The following is a 21,721-nucleotide window of genomic DNA, read 5'->3' as shown; positions in this document are numbered from 1 at the left end:
GAACGTGGATGCCCGGGACAAGCCCGGGCATGACGGCCCATCATCCAGAAACGCAAAACGCGCGGACACCGCGCGTTTTTCGTCCGGGGAATGATTTATAAAAAATTAGGCTGCCTGCTTGTGCATTGCGCCGGACGCCGACGCCGTGCCGCGAATGGCCTTCACTGAACGCTCGATCGCCGCCCACAGCCTTGCGATTTCCTGGGCCGCACGGCTCTCGGCCTGATACTCCCGCGCGCCCTCGCCGTGGCTCAGCGCCATCAGCAGATCCGAACGGTTGGTGATCTGGCCGCCCCACACCGGCGCACGGAATTTCGCCAGGGCTTCGCGGGCGATGGTGACGATCGGGCTCTCGGCTTCGTCGCGCTTGGCCGGCGCTCCGTTGAGCACGACGGCATAGGGCTTGCGCGCGGCGCGGCACATCTGGATGGTCTCCTGCACCGCGTTGACGTCGAACACGCCGGGACGGGCGGGAATCACCACCATGGTGGCGTTCTTGATCGCGTCGTCGACCACGGCCGAGAGGTTCGGCGGCGTGTCGATCAACACCCATTCATAACCGTCGCGCTTGGCAGCGGAGACGATGCCGCTGACGGAGTTCACGGCCGCCTTGATCGGCGGTTCGTTGGTGCCGCGCAGCTTGTGCCACAGCGTCAGCGAGCCCTGCGGGTCCGCGTCCACGAGCATGACCTGCTTGCTCGCCTTGATCTGTGCGGCAAGATGTGCGGCGAGGGTACTCTTGCCCGAGCCGCCTTTACGCGATGCAAAAACAATAACGTTCATACCTTCGGCCTCCAGATTGACCCCAGGCCGCGAAAATGAATCACCGCGCTGATTCGTGAAAGATAAATTTATCGAGAGTTGCGCTGCGGTCACGAAATAACAAGGCGTGCTGGCTTTTGAGTCACACTGCGACGTGCGAAGCGCGACACGAGCCGCCATCAGACGCTGCGTTGTGTGCGTTTTTTGAGCATTCCTTCGATATCAAAGCGGAATGCAACCTCGCCGCGCATATCCGTCTCCGACTCTTTTCCGTCGCGCCTTTCTCGTCAATGCCGCAAGCCCGCGCCGCCCTGCGCGAACAAAAGGAGTCCGTTACCTTACGAGGTTTCGAAACAGGAACGCGGCCGCTGCGTTAGCTGTCGCTGGTCTTCTTCTTCTTGGCCGCCGGCTTGGCGCTCTTCTTCGCGGTTTTGGGCGCGATGTTGGTCGGCTTGCCGGCACGCTGCTCGCCGGGCTCGGGTCCGGGACGGAAGAACACCCGGCATTGCGGCGAGAGCTGCGTCTTCTTCCTGATCATGCAGGCGGTGATGGCATCGACGTTCGGAACGAACTCGCCGCACAGCCGCATCGCATCCGGCGTGCAGGCCTGCTGCTCCTCCTGGGTGTAGGCGAAGCCGGCGCCGGGCTGGACCAGCACGGCGAGGCCCATGGCGAGGGTTGCAGCAGCCAAGGATGTCTTGAAGCGAAGCGCCGGCATCGAATCCCCCACATGTCGAGTCGCGCGGATAGTGGGTGAACCGCTGTTCGTTGGCAACGGAGGGAGATGCGAAAGCCGCAAGCTGTGCGGTCTCGGCAACAGGCCACCTCCAGCGCTGTTGTCACCCGCGAAGGGCGGGTGACCCAGTATCCAGAGACTCCGGACGTTCCCCGAGAAGCTGCGGCGTACTGGATCCCCCGCCTTCGCGGAGGATGACTGCTGCGCGCGGGGAAAGACGGCCTCCTCCCACAAAAACTGCGAAAACAACCCCATGCACAGTAGCCAAGTCACGGTAATCGCTCGACATTTTTTAGGATTAAGCGAAGCCTTGTTTGACTTGTCGGGCAAAACAGGGGCATCATGGCAGCATCAAGAAGATGCGCGTGGGGTGGCCGGCTTGTCTCCTGCGCCGGTCGAAAAGCGCACGCGAGGAGAAGGTTGCATGGAAGGGAACGAAGCGGAGCTGCCGCTGTCGGGCGTCACGGTGGTCTCGCTGGAGCAGGCGATCGCGGCGCCGCTGGCGAGCCGTCACCTCGCGGATTGGGGTGCGCGGGTGATCAAGATCGAGCGGCCGGGCAGCGGGGATTTCTGCCGGGATTACGACCACGTGATGAACGGCATGTCGAGCCAGTTCGTCTGGACCAACCGCTCCAAGGAAAGCCTTGCCATCGACATCAAGAGCGAGGACGGCCGCAAGGTGCTCGACGCCCTGCTGCCGCAGGCCGACGTGTTCATCCAGAACCTCGCGCCGGGCGCGGCGGAGCGGCTCGGCCTCGACGCGGCATCGCTGCTCCAAAAGTATCCGCGCATCATCGCCTGCGACGTCTCGGGCTATGGCCCCGGCGGCCCCTACAGCGACAAGAAGGCCTATGACCTCCTGGTCCAGTGCGAGGCCGGCGTGCTCGCCATCAACGGCACCGAGGCGGAGCCGGCCAAGGTCGGGCTTTCCGTGGTCGACATCGCCACCGGCATGTACATCCTCAACGGCGTGCTGATGGCGCTGTACCGCCGCGAGCGGACCGGCAAGGGCACGGCGTTCCAGGCCTCGCTGTTCGATTCTATCACGGACTGGATGAGCTATCCCGCCTTCTACACCCACAGCACCGGCCGGCCGCTGCCGCGCACCGGCGCCCGGCACGCCACGATCGCGCCTTACGGCCCGTTCCGGGTCGGCGACGGCGCGACCGTCTTCTTCGGCATCCAGAACGACCGGGAATGGCGCTCGCTGTGCCGCATCGTGCTCGGCGATGCCGATTTCGCCGACGACCTGCGCTTCCTCACCAATCCGCTGCGGATGCAGAACCGCGACGAGCTGCAGGCGCATATCGAGCAGCACTTTGCCGCGATGACCGGCGAGGCAGTACTGCGGCTGCTCGACGAGGCCGGGGTTGCCAACGCGCATCTGAACTCGGTCGAGGCGTTTCTGGCGCACGAGCAGCTTCATGCGCGCTCGCGCGTGCAAAGCGTGGGATCGCCGTGCGGGCCGGTGATGAGCTTCCTGCCCGCGCTGACCATTCCCGGCCTGAAGCCGCGGATGGATCCGGTGCCGGACGTGGGGCAGCACAACGCGGCCATCATCAGTGAACTCGGCCTGGTGAAGGAGCCGTGACGATGGCGCAGCAGCGGCCCACGCGGGCCTATCTCGCCGTCCCCGCGCATCGCGCCCGTCTCGTCGCCAAGGCTGCGGCCTCGATGGCGGATGCGGTGTTCATGGACCTCGAGGACGCGGTGCCGCCGTCCGAGAAGAGCCTTGCGCTTGGCGAGGCCGTGCAAGCCCTCGCCGCGCTCGACTGGGGCAACAAGCGCGTCACGGTCAGGATCAACGCCGTCGACAGCCCGTTCATCGCGGAGGAAATCCGCGCGCTGGCGGCGCTGCCGCGGCTGGATGCCTTGATCGTGCCGAAGGCGGAGCGCGCGAGCGACATCGTTGCGATTGCCGATCGCTTGCGCGCGGCCGCGCCGGATCGCGCCACGCCTGTTACGCTGGAATTGCTGATCGAGACCGCGCTCGGCCTCGTCAATGTCGATGCGCTCGCCGCCTGCCATGACAGCGTCGCCGCGCTGCATCTCGGCGTCGGCGACTTCGCGGCCTCGATCGGCGCCCGCACCTCCGATATCGGCGTGTCGCCGGACGGCTACCGCCACGTCGGATCGGCGCAAAGCGGCTATGCCACGGCGCCGCTCGACCTGTTCGCCTATCCCATGATGCGCCTGCTGGTCGCCGCTCGCGCACGCAGCCTCCTCGCCATCGACGGCCCCTGCGGCGCGTTCCGCGATGAAAGGCTGACCGAAGGCAGCGCGCAAAAGGCAGCAGTGATGGGGTTCGACGGCAAGCAGGTCATCCATCCCGACCAGATCGAGCCGACGCTGCGCGCCTTCGTGCCGTCGGCCGCGGAGCTGGAACAGGCGCGGCGGATCGTCGAGGCCATGGAGCAGGCGGAGGCAAACGGCCAGGGCGCGGTGACGCTGGACGGCAAGATGATCGACTATGCCAATGTGCGCATGGCGCGCCGGATCATCGCGCTAGGATCTTAAACGCACATGGCCACGCTTCTGATCGTCGCGCCGGTGTTTGCGCTGATCGCCGCCGGCTATGCCGCGGTGCTGTTTCGCTTCGTCTCCGACAGCGCGCACAAGGGCATCAGCGAGTTCGCCTTCAGCATCGCGATCCCCGCCCTGCTCTTCCGCACCATCGTCGTCTCGGAATTCCCCGACGTCAGCCCTTACCGGATGTGGAGCGCCTATTACGGCGCGCTCGCCCTGACCTGGATCGCGGCGCTCGCAATCTCCGCGCTGCTGCGCGCGCGGCGCGGCAGCAGCGAAGACGGCGTCGTGTTCGCGATCGGCTCGGTCTACGGCAACATCGTGATGCTCGGCATCCCGCTGGTGCTCTCCGCGCTCGGCAACGAGGCGGCGGGGCCGATGGCGCTGATCCTGTCGGTGAACACGCCGCTGCTCTGGCTCTGCGGCATCCTGCAGATGGAGCTGGTCAGCCGCAAGCGAACGGGCTCGGCGCTGTCGGTGATCTATCCCGTTCTGGCCGACCTTGCCCGCAATCCGCTGATGCTCGCGATCGGCTTCGGCGTGATCTGGCGCTTCACGGGACTCGGCCTCACCCCCGTCGTCGACCGCACCATCGAGCTCTTGGCACAGGCGGGCTCGCCGACCGCACTGATCGCGCTCGGCATCAATTTGTTCCGCTTCGAGGTGAAGGGCGAGAAGCTGAGCATCCTGGTGATGTGCGCGCTCAAGCTGCTCGCCATGCCGGCCGCGGCGTTCGTGCTGGCCAGACTGCTCGACCTGCCACCGATCGCCGCCGGCGTCGTCGTGCTGTTCGCGGCCATGCCGACCGGCGCCAACGCCTACATCTTCGCGGTGCAGTATCAGCGACTGGTGAACCCGGTGTCGGGCGCGGTGGCGCTGGGCACGCTGCTGGCGGCGGCGACGCTGCCGGTGGTGGTGTGGGTGGTGGCGGGAGGGAAGTAGGCGGCCCGTCGTTTGCCGACACCGCTATGCGACAGCCCGGCCGGCGCGCCAAGCCATCTCCCAGAAGTCTGCCTCCAGGCGGGTGGCTTCCTTGAAGATCGCAATCAGCTCGGCCTCGCGGGCCGGCGTGGCGTAGAGATCTGCGAGATGCTCCATATGCGTCCGCGCTTTGGCCGCGACCTCCTGGTACGGCACGCCGGCATATTCGTTGATCCAGACGCGATAGGCATTCGTCGCGGCGTCAGCTTGCGGCCGCGACGCCAGCCGCGTTGCGATCTCCGCGTACCCGATCACGCAAGGCGCAAGCGCGACCTTGAGCGCCAGCAGATCGCCGCGCATTCCCGCGTCCAACACGTAGCGCGTATAGGCCAGCATCTCGGCCGCCGGAGGAGCTTGTTCAAGGTCGCTCGGGGACAGGCCCCATTCGGCACAGAGCTTCACATGCAGGTTCATCTCGACATCAAGGATGGCCGAAAGGCCGGCCGTGGCTTCACGCATGTCGGCAAGCCTGGGCGACTTGTAGACCGCGAGCGCGTACGCGCGAGCAAACTCGATGAGGAACAAATAGTCCTGAACGAGGTAGTGACGAAACGCCGCTTCGGGAAGCGAGCCGTCCGCCAATCCGTTCGTGAAGGGATGCTCCGTATAGGCTCGCCACTCAGTGGACGCGGCCGTCTTGAGACGCTCGAAAAAACTCACGATCTTTTCCGCCTGCTTGCTTGTCCAACACACGTCGTTGGCTCGCTACCGATAGCGCATTGCGAACGGAGGAGCTACGGTGGCGTCGGACAAGCTGGCTTTGAGTATCCCGGTGATGTGCGCGCTCGAGCTGGCGGCCATGCCGGTGGCCGCCTTCGTGCTGGCCAGACTGCTCGACCTGCCACCGATCGCCGCCGGCGTGATCGTGCTGTTCGCGGCCATGCCGACCGGCGCTAATACCTACATCTTCGCGGTGCAGTATCAGCGGCTGGTGAACCCGGTCGCGGGCGCGGTGGCGCTGCTGGCGGCGGTCACGCTGCCGGTGGCGGTCTGGGTGGGGACGCGGTGAGGCGTCGAAGATTTGGCCGGCGACCCTGCACGGCCTCCCCGCGCCCAATCAACAATCAGCGCAGGCCGAAGAACGAGAGCACCGCAGCAATCACGACGATCAGGCCGATGATATAGATAATTCCGTTCATAGCTCAGCTCCCTCAGCTTTGTCAGTCCTGCCGCAGCTACAAACACCCGGGGTCATGAAAGGTTCGCCGGTGCTCCCGTCGTTTTCTGCCGGAAGCGGGAACGAAAGCGAACGGCCAATGCTTCGGCGCGCTGGAGCTCTTACGATCTCGCGATCATTTTGCCTTTGCACGCAAAGGTCGCTAAGCTGCCCCGATACACATTGCAGGGAGGGGCACATGGCAAACCGCGAAGACATGCTTGCATTGATCAGGGCCGGCTACGCCGCGCGTGACGGCGGCGACACCGACAGCCTCGTGTCGGCCTTTCATCCCGAGGGCGCGTTCACCCTGATGGGCAACAAGAGTGCGCTCGAATTGACAGGAACAATGCAGGGCCACCCGACCCTGCGCGAAGCCTTCACTCAATTCACCGCCGGTTTCGGCTTCGAAGGCCGCGAGATCCTGGCCGAGCTCGTCGACGGCGATCGCGTCGCCGTCCACTCCCGCGTCAATGTGCGATACCACCCGACCGGAACGGCGGTCAGCACCGAGATCTTGGATCTGTTCAGATTTGAGGACGGCAAGATCGCGGAGCTGATCGAGTTTGCGGATACGGCGCAGATCAAGGCGATGATTGCGTGAGGGCGCGACGGTGAAACTCGTGCACGGTCCCCTTGATCAGCAGGAAACCAATCAACCTCAGACGTTGCCCGTTCGCAGCCCAAACAGCCGCTCGTCGTGAGGATAGCGCCCGACTTGCAACACGCGGATGCGCACCGCATCCACGTGTCTCGGATTGATGAGATAGTTTTGCGCGAACGGCACGATGACCGACGGCACCGACACCACGGCGGTGCGCACCTCGTCAAACCATGGCCTCAACACGTCACGCGTCACCCTGGGATCGCCGGCCCACTTCGGCGATACTCTCTCAATATCGCTCAAGCTCACCTTTTCGACAGCCAGGTTATCAGGCACGTCAATACCAAGCAGTTGATAGCTGGTCGGCAAGTCTTCTGCATCGATTTCCAGATGCACCATCACTTCGAGCAGCGCCGAAGCCGGATGATCCGCGGCATAGACCACGTGCCGACCGCGATCGTGCCAGCGGCCTTCGGCCTTCAGGCCGCCAATACCGGAAAGATCGTCGAAATTGGAAATCCGCCAGATCCGCACGGCGAATCCTCAGGCAAGAATGCCATGGTCGATCCGATGCAACATCTCCTCGACCACGCGCGCGCCCGCTTCCGTCGCGAGGAATGCGAGCGGCGTCTCCCCGCCCAGGGCCTTCTTCGGCTTGCGCAGCCAGCGATGGCCCTTTGCGGCATCGCCGAACACGTTCGCGGCGAGCCGGTCGACACGCGCCAGCCGAACTGCCTTGTCGGTCTCCTCGACGGTCAGCGGCTCGCCATCCGATAGCCGCCGTGCCAGCGTACGCTTCGGCACCACGAGGGCGTGGATTTCGTCGTCGCTGTAATTCGAGAGGCGCTTGAGCGCGGCGGGCTCGATGCGAAACAGGCTGTTGCCGTCGATCACGACGTCGAACAGTTCGGCCGAGGCCTGCGGTTGATCCGCGATTCCACCGAGCCCGAGCGACGGCGCATCGGTGATTGTAGAGAGCCCCGTGACCGCATCGAAATGCCCGCGCACGACAACGGCGCCGGGTTGCGGTTGATAGGTCTGGTCCGGCTCGGCGGCGGACAGGCGTTCTCGATCCGCAGGCTTCCGCGATGTCTCGGGAGCAGACTTGCGCATTGGCTTCTTGTGGTCGCGCCGCTCTGTAAGGACCGACGCCGCGATCCCCTTCATTCGCTTGCTGGTCAGCGAACCAGAACCACTTGGCTGGTGCGGAGCGGTTGAGCCCACACGTTTGCTACGACGCGCATCCTTTGCCATCGACCCGTCCCGCTCCGTGCCAGATGCCTCAACAGACTGGCCAATTGGCATCTAAGCACATGGACCGGTGCATTCAAGCACCATCCGGCGGATGGATGAGCTCGCGTGTGGATTAGAGCTGGGCGCATTGCTCATCGAAAGACACTCTCCTCGAGATTCGAGGTGAGCTAGAGGCTGATCAAGTCGGCCAATGGGGCTTTGAGCAGGGTGTTGGAATCATTGGTACAGTTGGGTGGGCTCGAACCACCGACCTCCTGTTCCACAGACAGGCGCTCTAACCAACTGAGCTACAACTGCATCCTGGCGAGCCGCCCTCAAGGGGTGCCTGAAAAGGTCGACCTAGGGGGGCTGGACGGGGCGGAAACTAGGTGCAACGGCACGGTTTGGCAAGGCCGCATTGGGGTGAAAGATCGACTGAAATCACGTTCGGTGCGCCGAAATTGGGCCGGATGGCGAGCATCGGAGTGTTGCGCTTCTCTGCCGCTGATGGCGGCACTCCCCGGGCGAAGAGAACCCTCACCCGTCGCCCGACGATGCTTCGCATCGCCTGGCGCCGACCTCTCCCGCGCGCGGGAGAGGCGAAGAAAAGCCCGGGCTTTTGGCCCGGGCTTCGCTAGTTCAACCGGCCTGACCGCTCAGGCGGCGGGCGGCATGTACTTTGAGGCGGAGGCCTTGATCGGCTCGGCGGTCTCGGCGGCGACGCGCTGGGTCAGCTCGACCAGCTCCTTGGCCTGGGACTGCAGGGTCTCGAACTGCTTGCGGGTGTGGCCGGTCCAGAGCTCCAGCGCTTCCGACGGCGACTTGGCGCCGAACAGCTCCTGGGCGAAGTCGAGCTGGGCGTTGCTGTTGGCCTTCATGAACTCGACCAGCTTGGCGGTGTACTCGCTCGCGCCCTTGGAGGCCGAGGTGAACACGGCCTCGACGGTGCCGTTGTGGGTCTCGGCGGCGTCCTTGAACTTGGCGTAGCTTTCGCGGGCCTGCGACACGCCCTTCTCGGCGAACGCACGCATCTGCTCGGGAACCTCGAACGGGATGATCGAGGCAGAAAACGGATCAGTCGCACCTGTCATGGTTGTCCCTCACGCTAATTGAAAAATGGAGTGAGCCTTCTGGCGCGCCCGCCGGCCCCTCATCGGGCCTTCGCATTCAGCGGGTACGAAGACTGGAAACGCGAAACGAATGAGATGGCTCGCCCAGCGCCCAGTACTATGGCTGCCTATCATGTCAATATTGTGCAGCGCAATGCGTCCGACGGGTGCGATGCGATAATTTAATCTCGGGGAGGATGAGGTTCCGGTAAGGGGGAACCGGGGGTTGAGGTGGGAAGTGGCCGCCGCCGTCATTCCCGGGCCCGAGCGAAAGCGAGGGAGCTATGGTGCGCACTTGCGCACTTGAGGATCCATCGGGCCGCGGAGCCGGAGGATTGATGGATTCCGGGTTCGCGCTGCGCGCGCCCCGGATGACGAGGTGTGGGGAGGCTCGCGGCTCGCATTACAACTGATTGCTCTGGAGGCCCTCTCCGCCGAATCCCTTGGATGAACCCGACTGCGGCTTGCGGGGGTGGCGGGATTAAGGTTATCGCGGCTTTGGGATACCGGCGGAGGGGCGAGCCGTGGACCTGCGCGCGGGCGCGGGCGATACTAACCCTTTCTTAAGGCTGTCATTCCCGGCAGCCGCCAGCGTCCAGCGTGAGACTTAAAGCCGGTCGGATGACGAGTTCGGATTTCCAGTTGCGAGGGGTGGGCGATCCGCGGCTGGCCGTGCATGCGACCTCCCCTCTGCCGGCCTGGCTGTGGTCGATCGACGGCGCACGCGTGCTGTGGGCCAATCCGATCGGCGCACGGCTGTTCGGCGCGGCGCATAGCGCGGCACTGGCGGGCAAGGTGTTCGGCCCGGCGGACCCGCACCGCCGCCAGGTCGCCCGGCTCGCGCGCCAGCTGCCGGCAAACGGCAGCGTGCGGCTCGAAAGGCTGCGCGGCTTCGGCGCAAGGCTCGGCACGCTGATGACCTGCGCGTGCAGCCGGCTCGACTTTGCCGACGGCAGCCATGCCGTGCTCGTCACCGCGATGGATCCGAGCCTGCGCAGCATGCCGCTGATCGAGCGGCTGCATCGCCTGGTCGAAGGCGCGCAAATGCCGATGGCGGCGTTCGCGCCCGACGGCCTGTTCGTCGGCGCCAGCGACGCCGCCCGCGCCCTGCTCGGCTTCCGCGATCTCGGCGAGGCCGGCCTCGAGAAGGCGCGCAGCGATGCGCTGCGCGACGGCCGCGCCGAGACGCCGATCGGGATCGGCCAGATGGTGCTGCAACGGGTCGGCCGAGGCGCCGATGTCGGCCTGGTCGCGCTGATCGAGCCGGCTGCCGCCGCGCAGGCCGGGCCTGCCGCGCATATGCCGGCCGAGCCTGTGCCCGAGAGCCCCGCGGATGTGGCGAGCGAGGCGCCGGTTGAATCCGCGCAAGCCGCCGCGACCATGCCGAGCGAGCCGCCATCGCCGCAGGACGTCTCGGCCGGGATCTCCTTATTCGATGCGTTCGCCGAGCCGGCCGAGATGCCCACAACCGGAACGATCGCGCCCGAAGTGCAGGAGACGGTCGAGCGCGCGGTCGAGCAGACCGGCCAAGATCCTGCGCCTGAGGTGGCCGGCCAGGTCGCCGACGTCGCGGCAAAGACTCCGGTTGAAAACCCGCCGGAAGCCATCGTGCCGCCGCAAGCCGCGCCGATCACATCCGGCATGGTCGAGCCGCCGTCGGGCCAACAGCCGCCCGCACCGCGTCAGCATCCGCTGCGCTTTCTCTGGCAGACGGATGCAGAGGGCCGCTTTGTGCTGCTCTCCGACGAATTCATCCGCCTGATCGGCGCGCGCACCGCGAGCGGCTTCGGCCGTCCCTGGCACGAGATCGCCGCGGCGTTCTCGCTCGATCCAGAGGGGCGCATCGCGCAGGCGCTGGCAAGTCACGACACCTGGGCCGGCATCATCGTGAACTGGCCGACCGACGGCGGCGCACAGCTGCCGGTCGAGCTCGCCGGCCTGCCGACCTACGATGCCGCGCGCGATTTCGCCGGCTTCAAGGGCTTTGGCGTCTGCCGCGATCTCGACGCGCTCAACCGGCTCGATGCGCTCAGGCGCTTCGAGCTGCTCAGCGAGCCGCCGGCGCAGCACGGCCCGGCTCCCGATGTGGCCGAGCCCGAGCCCGAGCCGGTGGACGAGCCCGAACCGGTGGCGGAGGTGCCGCCTCCGCCGATCGAGCCGCCGGAGCCTCAGCCCGGGCCCGAGCCGACCGCCGAAGCCGAACGACCCGAACCCAGCAGCGACGCGACTTCACCGCCAAACGATCCGGACACCCCAGTGGAACCGCCCGTCGAAACCCCGCCCAATGTCGTTCCGTTCCGCCCGGTTGGCGATGTCAGATCAATCAGCGATCAGAGATCGCCGACGCTGACGCCGGTCGAGAACAGCGCGTTCAACGAGCTCGCCCGGCAATTGTCCGAACGGCTCGAGCGCGAGCGCGAGACGATCGCGGACGCGTCCGAGCCCGTGACGGAGATCACGACCGAGCCGCCGGCGCCGGAGCCCACGCCGCCGCAGGCTGCGGCCGAATGGCTGACCGAGCCGGCGCCGCCGCCGCGCGGGATGAGCGCGCGCGACCGCGCGCTGCTCGATTTGTTGCCGACGGGCATCCTGATCTATCGGCTCGACCGCCTGCTCTACGCCAATTCTGCATTCCTCGCGCGGATGGGCTATGCCGACATCCATGCGCTGGAGGATGCCGGCGGGCTGGACGCGCTCTATGTCGAGCCCGGCGTGTCCGCGGCGAGCAGCACCTCGCAGGGCGGCACGCCCGTCACGATCAGCGCCACGGTCGCCAACGGCGAGACGCCGCTTCCGACCACGAATGCACATCTGCACACGATCGACTGGGACGGCGAGAGCGCGCATGCGCTGATCTGCGCGCTGCCGCAACCGGCCGCCGCCGTCGCCGAGCCTGTCATCGCAGCGACTGTCGTCGCGGAGACGGTCGTCGCCGAAACCATCGTCCCGGAGCCGTTCGCTTACGCTGCCGAACCCGAACCCGCGGTCGGCGAAGCCGAGGCGGAAGACCTCGCCGCGATCCTCGACACCACGGCGGAGGGCATCGTGATGTTCGATGCCGAAGGCAACATCCACGCCTGCAACCGCAGCGCCGAGGCGCTGTTCGGCTACGACGGCACGGCGCTGCTGGAGCAGAACCTCTTGACGCTGTTCGCGCCCGAGAGCCAGCAGATCGTCGTCGACTATCTCGAAAGCCTCAAGAGCCAGGACATTGCGAGCCTGCTCGACCACGGCCGCGAGGTGCTGGGCCGCGAGAAGAAGGGCGGCGTCATTCCGCTCGCGATGATCATGGGCCGCACGCGGCCCGACGGGCCGAACTTCTTCGCCGTGTTCCGCGACCTCTCCCAGAGCAAGGCGGGCGAGAGCGAGCTGGCGCAGGCCCGCCGCCTCGTCCACAGCGCGGCCAACGCCAAGGCCGACATGCTGGCGCGGATCAGCCACGAGATCCGCACGCCGCTCAACGCCATCATCGGCTTTGCCGAGGTGATGATCTCGGAGCGCTTCGGCGCGCTCGGCAACGAGCGCTACGGCGAGTACATGAAGGACATCCGCGCCTCCGGCGAGCGCGTCATCGCCATCATCGACGATCTCCTGGAGCTGTCGCGGATCGAGACCGGCAAGCTCGACCTCACCTTCGCCGACCTCAACCTCAACGACCTCGTCGAAGCCTGCGTGACGGTGATGCAGCCGCAGGCCAATCGCGAGCGCATCATCATCCGCACCTCGCTCGCGCATGCGCTGCCGCAGGTGACGGCCGATGCGCGCGCGATGCGGCAGATCACCATGAACCTGATCTCGAACTCGATCCGGCTCGCCAGCGCCGGCGGCCAGGTCATCGTTTCCACCGCCACGACCGACCGCGGCGAGATCGCGCTCCGCATCCGCGACACCGGCCACGGCCTGTCCGAGCGCGAGGTCGCCGCGGCGATGGAGCCGTTCCGCACTCCGCCGCCGGGCGATGCCGCGGACAGCGCGGCGCTGAACCTGTCGCTGACCAAGGCCCTGGTCGAAGCCAACCGCGCCCGCTTCAACATCAAGAGCGCGGGCCACGGCACGCTGATCGAGGTGGTGTTCACACCGGTGCCGGCGAAGGCGTGAGGCGCTCACTGGCTTGCGGGCAGACCGCGCGCCAGCACCGCCGCCTGCTGCAGGCTGATGCCATTGGCCAGCGGGTCGGCGTGGCGGTGCGCCAGGTGCCACTCGCTTCCCGCGCGCCGGTAGACGAGCGTCACGCGCAAGGCCCATTCCTGGGCCGGCAGCCCTCCGACCTCGACGCTGTCCCGCTCGATCAGCGCCAGAACGACCATGTCCTGCGAGCCATAAGTCTGGACGACCTCTTGCCTGTGCGTGCCGTTCCTGAAGAACCGGCCCATCCGCTCCCACCTTTCAGGCGTGTACTCAGCAGCCTTTGACGGCACCCCGCCGAACGGCGACATCAGCACGAAATCGTCGGTGATGGCGATCATCTGCCGGTAGGCCGCAACGTCTCCGCGCATCAGCGCCGCGTTTGACTGCTGGGTATGAGCAATCAGCTTTGCGATCACGTCGTCGGCCGTCGCGGCCTCGGCGACGACGAGCGGCATGCACGCCATCCCCGCGAGCGTGTGACGCCTGGACAATGCTGCAGGGGCAGCTGCGCGATGCGGATCTTGACCGTTCTTCATACGAGGCTCCGGTGTTGACGGTTCATGCGGTTGAACAAGACGCTGATGCCGCTTTGACCATGATGAATCCAGTGATAAGATCTCAGCACCATGCTGAATCCTGCTCAGCTTGCGCGGATCGACGTAAGCCTCCTCGTGGTGTTCAGCACCGTGCTGGAGGAGCGCCAGGTCCTGCGCGCGGCCGACAGGCTCAATCTCACGCCGTCGGCAGTGAGCCACGGACTGCGGCGGCTGCGGCGCATCTTCCACGACCCCTTGTTCCTGAAGACGCCCAACGGCGTGAAGCCGACGGAGCGTGCGCTCGCGCTTGCCGGTTCCGTCGCCGAGCTCCTGTCGCGGCTCGACGCGATCGTGTCGGCAGCCGCACCCTTTGACGCAAGAACGGTGAGGCGTTCGTTCACGATCGGCGCACCGGATGCGCTGGCCGCGGTCTTTCTCGGCTCACTTCTCGAGATCCTGGCCCGGGAAGCACCGGGGATCGACATCCGGCTGCTGCAATTGATGCCGCAACGTCACGGCAAGTCGTCGAGTGATGTCTGGCAGGACACGCTGTCGGAGCTCGATTCGCACCGGCTCGACCTCGCCGTGCTTCCGACAGGTCCGCTGCCGTCGCGTTACGCCGAGCGACTATTGTTCGAGGAAGACTTCGTCGTCGCGATGCGCAAGCGTCACCGCATGGCCCGCAAGGTCACGCTCGCCGCCTATCTGGCGGCACCGCATCTGCTGGTTTCAGCGATCGGCGATGCGCTCGGCATCGTCGACGTCAGGCTTGCCGAACGCGGCCATTCCCGCCGCGTGGCGCTGACCGTGCCCAATTTCATGATGGCGCTGGCGCAACTCGCCGAGAGTGATTTCATTGCGACCTTGCCGCGCCATCTGGTCGAACGCCATGCCGCGCGTTTCGACCTCGTGATCCGCCCCGTACCGTTTCCGTGGACGCCTGACCCGGTGCGTGTCGTCGCCTCACAAGCCGCGATCGCGGATGCCGGTGTCGCCTGGCTGTTCGAGACGGTGGCGCGCTGCATAGGTGCAGTGTCGCGCTCAGCGCCCAGGCGTCGCGTCTCCGCCTGACGCCGGATAACAAAAAGGGGCACGGCTTGCGCCCTGCCCCTTTGCGTTTATCAAGGCGTCTCGTCTCAGCTGTAGATCTCGAACAGGCCGGCGCCGCCCTGGCCGCCGCCGATGCACATGGTGACGACGCCCCACTTGGCCTTGCGGCGGGCGCCTTCCTGCAAGAGGTGGCCGGTGAGACGAGCGCCGGTCATGCCGAAGGGATGGCCGATCGCGATCGAGCCGCCGTTGACGTTGTACTTGGCGGGATCGATGCCGAGCTGGTCGCGGCAATACAGGCACTGGCTGGCGAAGGCCTCGTTGAGCTCCCACAGGTCGATGTCGTCGATCTTGAGGCCGGTGCGCTTCAAGAGCTTCGGAATCGCGAACACCGGGCCGATGCCCATCTCGTCGGGCTCGCAGCCGGCGGTGGCCCAGGCGACGAAACGGCCGAGCGGCTTGAGGCCGCGCTTCTCGGCGTCCTTGGCTTCCATCAGCACCACGGCGGCGGCGCCGTCGGAGAGCTGGCTGGCATTGCCGGCGGTGACGAACTTGCCGGGCCCCTTCACCGGCTCCAGCTTGGCGAGACCTTCCATCGTGGTCTCCGGCCGGTTGCACTCGTCGCGGTCGACGACGTAGTCGACGATGCTCTCGGCCTTGGTCTGCTTGTCGACGACTTTCATCTTCGTCTTCATCGGGACGATCTCGTCCTTGAACTTGCCGGCCTGCTGCGCCGAGGCCATGCGGCGCTGCGATTCCAGCGAGAACTCGTCCTGGTATTCGCGGCTGAGCTTGTAGCGCTCGGCGACGATGTCGGCGGTGTCGATCATCGCCATGAAGATATCGGGAGCGACCTTGAGCAGCTCAGGATCGACCGATTCCTTCGGCGTGCCGCCGCCGGGAATCGAGATGCTTTCAACCCCGCCGGCGACGATGCAGTCGGCACCGTCGGAGCGGATCGAATTGGCGGCCATCGCGATGGTCTGCAGTCCCGAGGAGCAGAAGCGGTTGACCGAGACGCCGGCGGTGGTCTTCGGCAGGCCGGCGAGCAGCGCGGCCTGGCGGCCGATGTTCGGCGCGCCATGGGCGCAATTGCCGAGATAGCAATCCTCGACATAGTCCTTGTCGACGCCGGCGCGGTCGACCGCGTGCTTGATGGCGTGGGCCGCCAGCGACATCGGCGGCGTGATGTTGAACCCGCCGCGGCCGGATTTTGCGAGGCCCGTGCGCGCATAGGAAACGATGACGGCTTCACGCATGTGTTTCTCCCTTGTCGAACGATTTTGAACGGAGCGTGGTTACGAGGCGTCCTGGGCGCCATTGGTACACAAAGTTTGACGGGCACGGGAAACAAAAACGCCGCCTCCCGTGATGGAGGCGGCGTTGTTCCGCGGGTCGGAATATGACGGTGACGGGCGTGGTTAGAACTGGCTCTGTCGGCTTGCTCTGTCACCTCTTCCCAGCGGGGAGAGGTCGGATTGCGTAGCAATCCGGGTGAGGGGCCGCAGCATTCGGTGAGAGCGTAAACCCCTCACCCGGATCGCATCTTGCGATGCGATCCGACCTCTCCCTTCGGGAGAGGTGAAGCTCAGAACGTCAGCGCCTTGGCCTGCTTGACCTGCGGCAGCGCCTGCACCTTGGCGAGCAGGTCGGCCGGCACCGCGCCGTCGACCTCGACCAGGGCGATGGCATCGCTGCCGGGCGCGACACGGCCGAGATGGAAGGTGGCGATGTTGAGCTTGGCGTCGCCGAGCAGGCTCGCGAACCGGCCGATGAATCCCGGCTTGTCCTCGTTGGTCACGTAGATCATCGACTTGCCGAACTCGGCGTCGACCCGGATGCCCTTGATGTCGACGAGGCGCGGCTTGCCGTCGGCATAGACGGTGCCCGAGACCGACCGCTCCTGCCGCTCGGTGGTGACGGTGACGGTGATCAGGCTCTCATAGTCGCTCTGGGCGGCGCGCACGATCTCGTCCACCACCATGCCGCGCTCCTTGGCGACAACGGGCGCGGACACGACGTTGACCTCGCCCAGCATCGGGCGCAGCAGACCCGACAGCACGGCCGAGGTGATCGCCTTGATCTTCATCTCGGCGACGTGGCCCTCATAGGTGATCTCGACCTTGAGGATGCCGCTCTCGGTGAGCTGGCCGGCGAACGAGCCGAGCTTCTCGGCGAGCGAGATGAACGGCTTCAGCTTCGGCGCTTCCTCCGCCGTGATCGAGGGGAAGTTGACCGCGTTCGAGATCGCGCCGGTGAGCAGATAATCCGACATCTGCTCGGCGACCTGCAGCGCGACGTTCTCCTGCGCTTCGGTGGTGGAGGCGCCGAGATGCGGCGTGCAGATCACGTTGGGATGGCCGAACAGCACGCTCTTGGTCGCGGGCTCCTCGACGAACACGTCGAAGGCGGCGCCGGCAATGTGCTTGGCATTGAGCGCATCAACCACCGCCTGCTCGTCGACGAGACCGCCGCGCGCGCAGTTGATCAGACGCACGCCCTTCTTCATCTTAGCGATCGCGGCCGCATCGATGATGTTCTTGGTCTTTTCGGTGAGCGGGGTGTGCAGCGTGATGAAGTCGGCGCGCTTGAGCAGGTCGTCGAGCTCGACCTTCTCGACGCCGATGTCCTTGGCGCGCTCCGGCGACAGGAACGGGTCGAACGCGATCACCTTCATGCGCAGGCCGAGCGCGCGGTCGGCGACGATCGAGCCGATATTGCCGCAGCCGACGACGCCCAGCACCTTGCCGGTGATCTCGACGCCCATGAAGCGGTTCTTCTCCCACTTGCCGGCCTGGGTCGAGGCATCGGCCTGCGGAATCTCGCGGGCGAGCGCCAGCATCAGGGTGATGGCGTGCTCGGCGGTCGTGATCGAATTGCCGAACGGCGTGTTCATCACGATGATGCCCTTGGCCGTGGCGGCGGGGATCTCGACGTTGTCGACGCCGATGCCGGCGCGGCCGATCACCTTCAGCTTTGCCGCCTTTTCAAGGATCTTGGCGGTCGCCTTGGTCGCGGAGCGAATCGCAAGGCCGTCGTAATTGCCGATGATCTCGGCGAGCTTGTCCTTGTCCTTGCCGAGGTTGGGCTGGAAGTCGACCTCGACGCCGCGATCCCTGAAGATCTGAACGGCAGCGGGCGAGAGCGCGTCGGAAATGAGAACTTTGGGTTTGGTCATTGGGATGTGTCCTTCACACCCTCCCCTGGAGGGGGAGGGTCGGCGCGAAGCGCCGGAGTGGGGTGAAGCTGCAACAAAGAAAATTGCCGGTGCGCCGTGTGGAGAGATCACCCCACCCCGCCGCACCTGACGGTGCGTCGACCCTCCCCCTCCAGGGGAGGGTAAGAACTCAGGCCGCCTTCGCGAGCGTGGCCTTGGTCTCGGCGAAGGCCCAGTCGATCCACTGCGTCAGCAGTTCGACGTCCCTGGCTTCGACGGTGGCGCCGCACCAGATGCGCAGGCCCGCGGGCGCATCGCGGTAATAAGCGAAGTCGTAGCCGGCGCCTTCCTTCTCGACCAGCGCAACCAGCTTCTTGGAGAAGTCGGCCTGCGCGTCCTCCGAGAGCGAGGTGATCGCGGGATCGGTGAACTTCAGGCACACCGAGGTGTTGGAGCGGATCGAAGCGTCCTTTGCGAGGAAGTCGATCCAGGGCGTCCGCGCCTTCCAGTCGGCCAGCACCTTGGTGTTGGCGTCGGCACGCGCGATCAGCGCCTTGAGGCCGCCGATCGACTTGGCCCAGTTCAGCGCGTCGAGATAATCCTCGACGCAGAGCATCGACGGCGTGTTGATGGTCTCGCCGACGAAGATGCCCTCGTTGATCTTGCCGCCCTTGGTCATGCGGAAGATCTTCGGCAGCGGCCAGGCCGGCTTGTAGGTCTCGAGCCGTTGCACCGCGCGCGGCGACAGGATCAGCATGCCGTGCGCGGCTTCGCCGCCGAGCGCCTTCTGCCAGGAGAAGGTGACGACGTCGAGCTTGGCCCAGTCGAGCGGCTGCGCAAAGGCTGCGGACGTCGCGTCGCAGATGGTCAGACCTTCGCGGCTCGCGCTGATCCAGTCGGCGTTCGGCACGCGTACGCCGGAGGTGGTGCCATTCCAGGTGAAGACGACGTCGCTGTTGGGATCGACCTTGGAGAGATCGGGGATCTCACCATAGGGTGCGTTGAGCTTGGTGACGTCCTTGAGCTTCAATTCCTTGACGATGTCGCTGACCCAGCCTTCGCCGAAGGATTCCCAGGCGAGCGTGGTGACGGGCCGCGCTCCGAGCAGCGACCACAACGCCATCTCGACCGCGCCGGTATCCGAGGCCGGCACGATGCCGATGCGGTAATCGGCGGGCACCTCGAGCACTTCGCGCGTCAGATCAATCGCGAGCTTGAGCTTGGTCTTGCCGACCTTCGCGCGATGCGAGCGGCCGAGCGCTGCGTCCTTGAGATTTTGGGCGTTCCAGCCGGGGCGCTTGGCACAGGGGCCGGAGGAGAAATGCGGCACGTTCGGCCGCGAAGCGGGCTTCGCTACTTTCATCGTCTACCCTTCCAGATAGTAAGCCTCCCGTTGGGGGGAGGTGTCCCGCCGCGGCTGATACGGGAATCGGGCAGAGCAGTCAAGGAAGTTCCGGCGTCTCACGCTGGAGTGAAGGCGCGTCCGGTGCGATATCGGGGGATTCCACGACTGCGAGCGCATTCAGCAGGTCCGTGGCCTCGCTGATCAATTGCGCGGCGCGGCGGCGGCTGCCGACCTTCAAAATGCATTTGTCGTTGGCCTGCACGACATAATCGTTGCCGACCTTGATCATGGAATAGCTTGTCATCGAAATCCCCGAACCGACAGAGCCCGGTTTCTGACGCTGCCTAGCACCGTTCGTTCCTTCATCAACGTGAACGACAGGCTGGTAGTTTACCGGCTCTTAACACGAACGAATGCGCGCTCTGAATTTGCTGATCGTGCAACGCTCGCACGCTGCCGCCTCAAAAGCGGACGGTCATACCGACGTGACTGGCCGTGAATCCAAGCCGCTTGTAGAAGCGCTGCGCGTCGGCTCGCGTCTCGTGCGTCAGCAATTCGACCAGATTGCAGCCGCGTGCCTTGGCTTCCGCCACGGCCCATTGCACCAACTGCTCGCCGATGCCGCGGCTGCGACAATCGGTGGCAACGCGCACGTCCTCGAGCAGGCCGCGACTGCCGCCTTGCGAGCTGATGCCCGGCAGGATCGCGAGTTGCAGGCAGCCGATCACCCTGCCCTCGGCCTCGGCCACCACGAGCGCAAGATTCGGATCGCACTCGACCCGCGCGAACGCGTCGTAATAGGCGGCGGGCAACGGATCCTCGACTCGCTCCCGCGCGCGGCCGAGATGATCGTCGGCCAGCATCGCCACGATCGCGGGAACGTCGTCGCGGCGTGCGCTGCGAATGGAGACGGTGCTCATGTCGACAACTCCAAGCTCAACGCGCCGGCGGAAGACCGAGAAACGCTTCGACGTCGCCGATCCAGCGGCGGACCGAGGCATATCTGCCGAGGTCGAAGCCGCCTTCGTGCGCCACGCGGGTATAGGCGAGCAGCGAGACGTCGGCGAGCGAGACCGCTTCGCCGGCGAAGAATCGGCTGGCCGCCAGATGCCGTTCCATGCGGTCGAGCGCCGCATAGCCGCGCTTGACCTTCTCGGGGTCGAGCTCGGATGCGTCCTTGCCGAGATAGACGAGCAGGAAGCGACACACCGCGATATAGGGCTCGTGGCTGTACTGCTCCCAGAACAGCCATTCGTCCATCTTCGCGGCCGTAAAGGCGTCGCGCGGAACGAGCGCGCTGTCGCGGGCGAGATAGCGGATGATGGCGTTCGACTGCGCCAGCGTGCGGCCGTCGTCGAACGCGACCGTGGGCACCTGGCCGGCGCCGTTCATCTCGAGGAATTGCGGCGTGCGCGTCTCGCCCTTGCTGGTGTCGATCTCGACCCACTGATAGGGCAATGCGAGATAATCGCAGACCCACTTCACCTTCAGACAGTTTCCGGAATTGCTGTCGCCGTAGACCTTCATCACCGCCGCCCCGTTATGAGGCGACAGAGCATCAGGACGGAGCGAAACTGTCAACCGCGGCGCGGCGAACTCGTGTCAGAACTTGTAGCCGAGGCCGGCGCGGACGGAGTGGATGTTCGATTCGATGTCGGACGTCACGCGCTGGTATTCATATTCGGCACGGGCGAACAGTCCGCCGACCAGCATGACATCGACACCGGCGCCGGCGGAGTAACCGTAGACCAGCTTGGTCTTGGTTGCGAACGACGTGGGCGCTGGCGGCAGCGTCGGTACCGGCGATGCCGAGACGGTGCGCTCGACAGTCTGGCTGCCGAGGCCGCCACCGAAGAAAGCGTAGGGCAGGAAGCATCCCCAGGCGTAGCCGGCGCGCATGCGCAACGAACCGAAATCGGAGATGCCGACGACCGCCGATGAATCGGTGGTGGCAAGCAGCGCGCCCGTGACGGGGTCGAATCTCTGGCCGACGGATCTCGACGTCGACTTGAAGCCGCCATGAATGTAGTTCGCCTCGACGCTGAGAACGACATCGTCCCATTGTCCGTTGTAGCCGGCGAAGGCGCCCCAGCCGGCGCTGCTGCTTTGCGCGCTGGCGAGACCCAACCAGGGGTAATTCCCGGTCGGCCTCCAAGTTGCCTGAAGGTCGCTGTTGATGTTCGAGTCGATCTTAGATGTGACCGTGCCGTACTCGCCCTGGCCGCCGATGTAGTAGCCCTGCCAGTTCGCCCGGACATTGGTCAGCCCGTCGGTGAAGCTGCCGCGCAGGATCGGCAGGTCAGGCATATCGGCCGCGTTCGCGGCAGAGACCGTCCCCAACATCGCTGCCGCCAACCAAAGCCCGCGCATCGCAACGCTCCATCGAACCCGAACTGTT

Annotated in this window: 21 protein-coding genes and 1 tRNA gene; 7 read left to right on the top strand and 15 right to left on the bottom strand. The window is 65.7% G+C overall.

Annotation, left to right across the window (positions count from 1 at the left end; all coding sequences use genetic code 11):
* Positions 1 to 105 precede the first annotated feature (105 nt).
* Together DCM79_RS23520 and DCM79_RS23515 are read right to left on the bottom strand one after the other, a co-directional pair.
* Complete coding sequence (locus DCM79_RS23520; protein ID WP_025032179.1) at positions 106 to 783, bottom strand: ParA family protein; 678 nt, start codon at positions 781 to 783, stop codon at positions 106 to 108.
* Between the two features lie 352 nt (positions 784 to 1,135).
* Complete coding sequence (locus DCM79_RS23515) at positions 1,136 to 1,480, bottom strand: hypothetical protein (RefSeq protein WP_257176566.1); 345 nt, start codon at positions 1,478 to 1,480, stop codon at positions 1,136 to 1,138.
* Between the two features lie 442 nt (positions 1,481 to 1,922).
* Here DCM79_RS23515 and DCM79_RS23510 point away from each other — a divergent pair, with 442 nt between their 5' ends.
* From DCM79_RS23510 to DCM79_RS23500, 3 genes are read left to right on the top strand one after another with little or no spacing between them, the layout of a single operon-like run.
* Positions 1,923 to 3,089 carry a CaiB/BaiF CoA-transferase family protein gene (locus DCM79_RS23510; RefSeq protein ID WP_257176565.1) on the top strand — a complete coding sequence of 389 codons (1,167 nt, stop codon included), beginning with the start codon at positions 1,923 to 1,925 and terminating at the stop codon, positions 3,087 to 3,089.
* Positions 3,090 to 3,091: 2 nt separating this feature from the next.
* Complete coding sequence (locus DCM79_RS23505) at positions 3,092 to 4,015, top strand: CoA ester lyase (RefSeq protein WP_257176564.1); 924 nt, start codon at positions 3,092 to 3,094, stop codon at positions 4,013 to 4,015.
* Between the two features lie 6 nt (positions 4,016 to 4,021).
* The gene (locus DCM79_RS23500; protein ID WP_257176563.1) at positions 4,022 to 4,966 is read left to right on the top strand and encodes an AEC family transporter; all 945 of its coding nucleotides are present in this window, start codon (positions 4,022 to 4,024) and stop codon (positions 4,964 to 4,966) included.
* A gap of 24 nt (positions 4,967 to 4,990) precedes the next feature.
* Here DCM79_RS23500 and tenA read toward each other — a convergent pair whose 3' ends face one another.
* Positions 4,991 to 5,665, bottom strand: coding sequence for a thiaminase II (gene tenA, locus DCM79_RS23495; RefSeq protein WP_257176562.1), 675 nt, complete (start codon positions 5,663 to 5,665; stop codon positions 4,991 to 4,993).
* Between the two features lie 79 nt (positions 5,666 to 5,744).
* Here tenA and DCM79_RS23490 point away from each other — a divergent pair, with 79 nt between their 5' ends.
* Together DCM79_RS23490 and DCM79_RS23485 are read left to right on the top strand one after the other, a co-directional pair.
* A complete protein-coding gene (locus DCM79_RS23490) occupies positions 5,745 to 6,014 on the top strand; it encodes a hypothetical protein (protein WP_257176561.1) in 270 nt (89 codons plus the stop codon).
* 346 nt (positions 6,015 to 6,360) lie between these two features.
* Complete coding sequence (locus tag DCM79_RS23485) at positions 6,361 to 6,765, top strand: nuclear transport factor 2 family protein (RefSeq protein WP_257176560.1); 405 nt, start codon at positions 6,361 to 6,363, stop codon at positions 6,763 to 6,765.
* A 57-nt stretch (positions 6,766 to 6,822) separates the two neighbouring features.
* On the opposite strand, the gene DCM79_RS23480 is transcribed toward DCM79_RS23485, so the two are convergent.
* The 4 genes from DCM79_RS23480 to DCM79_RS23465 form a co-directional block, all read right to left on the bottom strand.
* Positions 6,823 to 7,299: an RES family NAD+ phosphorylase gene (locus tag DCM79_RS23480; protein ID WP_257176559.1), complete on the bottom strand. Its 477-nt coding sequence runs from the start codon at positions 7,297 to 7,299 to the stop codon at positions 6,823 to 6,825.
* A gap of 9 nt (positions 7,300 to 7,308) precedes the next feature.
* Entirely contained in the window at positions 7,309 to 8,019 is a 711-nt protein-coding gene (locus tag DCM79_RS23475; protein ID WP_257176558.1) for an antitoxin Xre/MbcA/ParS toxin-binding domain-containing protein, read from the bottom strand.
* A 220-nt stretch (positions 8,020 to 8,239) separates the two neighbouring features.
* Positions 8,240 to 8,316 (bottom strand) — tRNA-His (locus DCM79_RS23470).
* Between the two features lie 338 nt (positions 8,317 to 8,654).
* On the bottom strand, positions 8,655 to 9,089 hold the full coding sequence (locus DCM79_RS23465) for a phasin (protein ID WP_257176557.1): 435 nt from the start codon (positions 9,087 to 9,089) through the stop codon (positions 8,655 to 8,657).
* A 639-nt stretch (positions 9,090 to 9,728) separates the two neighbouring features.
* On the opposite strand from DCM79_RS23465, the gene DCM79_RS23460 reads away from it, so the two are divergent.
* A complete protein-coding gene (locus tag DCM79_RS23460; RefSeq protein ID WP_257176556.1) occupies positions 9,729 to 13,205 on the top strand; it encodes a PAS domain-containing sensor histidine kinase in 3,477 nt (1,158 codons plus the stop codon).
* Between the two features lie 5 nt (positions 13,206 to 13,210).
* Here DCM79_RS23460 and DCM79_RS23455 read toward each other — a convergent pair whose 3' ends face one another.
* Positions 13,211 to 13,690, bottom strand: coding sequence for a nuclear transport factor 2 family protein (locus DCM79_RS23455; RefSeq protein WP_257176555.1), 480 nt, complete (start codon positions 13,688 to 13,690; stop codon positions 13,211 to 13,213).
* A 171-nt stretch (positions 13,691 to 13,861) separates the two neighbouring features.
* Here DCM79_RS23455 and DCM79_RS23450 point away from each other — a divergent pair, with 171 nt between their 5' ends.
* Complete coding sequence (locus DCM79_RS23450) at positions 13,862 to 14,842, top strand: LysR family transcriptional regulator (RefSeq protein ID WP_257176554.1); 981 nt, start codon at positions 13,862 to 13,864, stop codon at positions 14,840 to 14,842.
* Positions 14,843 to 14,907: 65 nt separating this feature from the next.
* Here the strand turns inward: DCM79_RS23450 and DCM79_RS23445 are convergent, their stop codons facing one another.
* The 7 genes from DCM79_RS23445 to DCM79_RS23415 form a co-directional block, all read right to left on the bottom strand.
* Positions 14,908 to 16,080: a thiolase family protein gene (locus tag DCM79_RS23445; RefSeq protein ID WP_257176553.1), complete on the bottom strand. Its 1,173-nt coding sequence runs from the start codon at positions 16,078 to 16,080 to the stop codon at positions 14,908 to 14,910.
* Positions 16,081 to 16,409: 329 nt separating this feature from the next.
* Positions 16,410 to 17,999 carry a phosphoglycerate dehydrogenase gene (gene serA / locus DCM79_RS23440; protein WP_257176552.1) on the bottom strand — a complete coding sequence of 530 codons (1,590 nt, stop codon included), beginning with the start codon at positions 17,997 to 17,999 and terminating at the stop codon, positions 16,410 to 16,412.
* Positions 18,000 to 18,168: 169 nt separating this feature from the next.
* A complete protein-coding gene (locus tag DCM79_RS23435; RefSeq protein ID WP_257176551.1) occupies positions 18,169 to 19,341 on the bottom strand; it encodes a phosphoserine transaminase in 1,173 nt (390 codons plus the stop codon).
* A 79-nt stretch (positions 19,342 to 19,420) separates the two neighbouring features.
* A complete protein-coding gene (locus DCM79_RS23430) occupies positions 19,421 to 19,612 on the bottom strand; it encodes a hypothetical protein (protein ID WP_257176550.1) in 192 nt (63 codons plus the stop codon).
* 172 nt (positions 19,613 to 19,784) lie between these two features.
* On the bottom strand, positions 19,785 to 20,243 hold the full coding sequence (locus DCM79_RS23425) for a GNAT family N-acetyltransferase (protein WP_257176549.1): 459 nt from the start codon (positions 20,241 to 20,243) through the stop codon (positions 19,785 to 19,787).
* Between the two features lie 16 nt (positions 20,244 to 20,259).
* Positions 20,260 to 20,850: a glutathione S-transferase family protein gene (locus tag DCM79_RS23420; protein WP_257176548.1), complete on the bottom strand. Its 591-nt coding sequence runs from the start codon at positions 20,848 to 20,850 to the stop codon at positions 20,260 to 20,262.
* Between the two features lie 75 nt (positions 20,851 to 20,925).
* Positions 20,926 to 21,693, bottom strand: a complete 768-nt coding sequence (locus DCM79_RS23415; protein ID WP_257176547.1) for an outer membrane protein — start codon at positions 21,691 to 21,693, stop codon at positions 20,926 to 20,928.
* Between the last annotated feature and the right edge of the window lie 28 nt (positions 21,694 to 21,721).

The sequence above is a fragment of the Bradyrhizobium sp. WBOS07 genome (genome assembly GCF_024585165.1).
In the GTDB taxonomy this organism is placed as follows: domain Bacteria; phylum Pseudomonadota; class Alphaproteobacteria; order Rhizobiales; family Xanthobacteraceae; genus Bradyrhizobium; species Bradyrhizobium japonicum_B.
This window is presented reverse-complemented; position numbering and strand designations above follow the sequence as displayed.

What these genes read in the sequence shown, in the direction of transcription:
- DCM79_RS23515 (WP_257176566.1), bottom strand. Translation starts at nt 1,480, where the DNA reads ATGCCGGCGCTTCGCTTCAAGACATCCTTGGCTGCTGCAACCCTCGCC.
- DCM79_RS23450 (WP_257176554.1), top strand. Translation starts at nt 13,862, where the DNA reads ATGCTGAATCCTGCTCAGCTTGCGCGGATCGACGTAAGCCTCCTCGTG.
- DCM79_RS23465 (WP_257176557.1), bottom strand. Translation starts at nt 9,089, where the DNA reads ATGACAGGTGCGACTGATCCGTTTTCTGCCTCGATCATCCCGTTCGAG.
- DCM79_RS23455 (WP_257176555.1), bottom strand. Translation starts at nt 13,690, where the DNA reads ATGCCGCTCGTCGTCGCCGAGGCCGCGACGGCCGACGACGTGATCGCA.
- DCM79_RS23445 (WP_257176553.1), bottom strand. Translation starts at nt 16,080, where the DNA reads ATGCGTGAAGCCGTCATCGTTTCCTATGCGCGCACGGGCCTCGCAAAA.
- DCM79_RS23415 (WP_257176547.1), bottom strand. Translation starts at nt 21,693, where the DNA reads ATGCGCGGGCTTTGGTTGGCGGCAGCGATGTTGGGGACGGTCTCTGCC.
- DCM79_RS23500 (WP_257176563.1), top strand. Translation starts at nt 4,022, where the DNA reads ATGGCCACGCTTCTGATCGTCGCGCCGGTGTTTGCGCTGATCGCCGCC.
- serA (WP_257176552.1), bottom strand. Translation starts at nt 17,999, where the DNA reads ATGACCAAACCCAAAGTTCTCATTTCCGACGCGCTCTCGCCCGCTGCC.
- DCM79_RS23510 (WP_257176565.1), top strand. Translation starts at nt 1,923, where the DNA reads ATGGAAGGGAACGAAGCGGAGCTGCCGCTGTCGGGCGTCACGGTGGTC.
- DCM79_RS23420 (WP_257176548.1), bottom strand. Translation starts at nt 20,850, where the DNA reads ATGAAGGTCTACGGCGACAGCAATTCCGGAAACTGTCTGAAGGTGAAG.
- DCM79_RS23435 (WP_257176551.1), bottom strand. Translation starts at nt 19,341, where the DNA reads ATGAAAGTAGCGAAGCCCGCTTCGCGGCCGAACGTGCCGCATTTCTCC.
- DCM79_RS23430 (WP_257176550.1), bottom strand. Translation starts at nt 19,612, where the DNA reads ATGATCAAGGTCGGCAACGATTATGTCGTGCAGGCCAACGACAAATGC.
- DCM79_RS23505 (WP_257176564.1), top strand. Translation starts at nt 3,092, where the DNA reads ATGGCGCAGCAGCGGCCCACGCGGGCCTATCTCGCCGTCCCCGCGCAT.
- DCM79_RS23485 (WP_257176560.1), top strand. Translation starts at nt 6,361, where the DNA reads ATGGCAAACCGCGAAGACATGCTTGCATTGATCAGGGCCGGCTACGCC.
- DCM79_RS23475 (WP_257176558.1), bottom strand. Translation starts at nt 8,019, where the DNA reads ATGGCAAAGGATGCGCGTCGTAGCAAACGTGTGGGCTCAACCGCTCCG.
- DCM79_RS23520 (WP_025032179.1), bottom strand. Translation starts at nt 783, where the DNA reads ATGAACGTTATTGTTTTTGCATCGCGTAAAGGCGGCTCGGGCAAGAGT.
- DCM79_RS23460 (WP_257176556.1), top strand. Translation starts at nt 9,729, where the DNA reads ATGACGAGTTCGGATTTCCAGTTGCGAGGGGTGGGCGATCCGCGGCTG.
- DCM79_RS23425 (WP_257176549.1), bottom strand. Translation starts at nt 20,243, where the DNA reads ATGAGCACCGTCTCCATTCGCAGCGCACGCCGCGACGACGTTCCCGCG.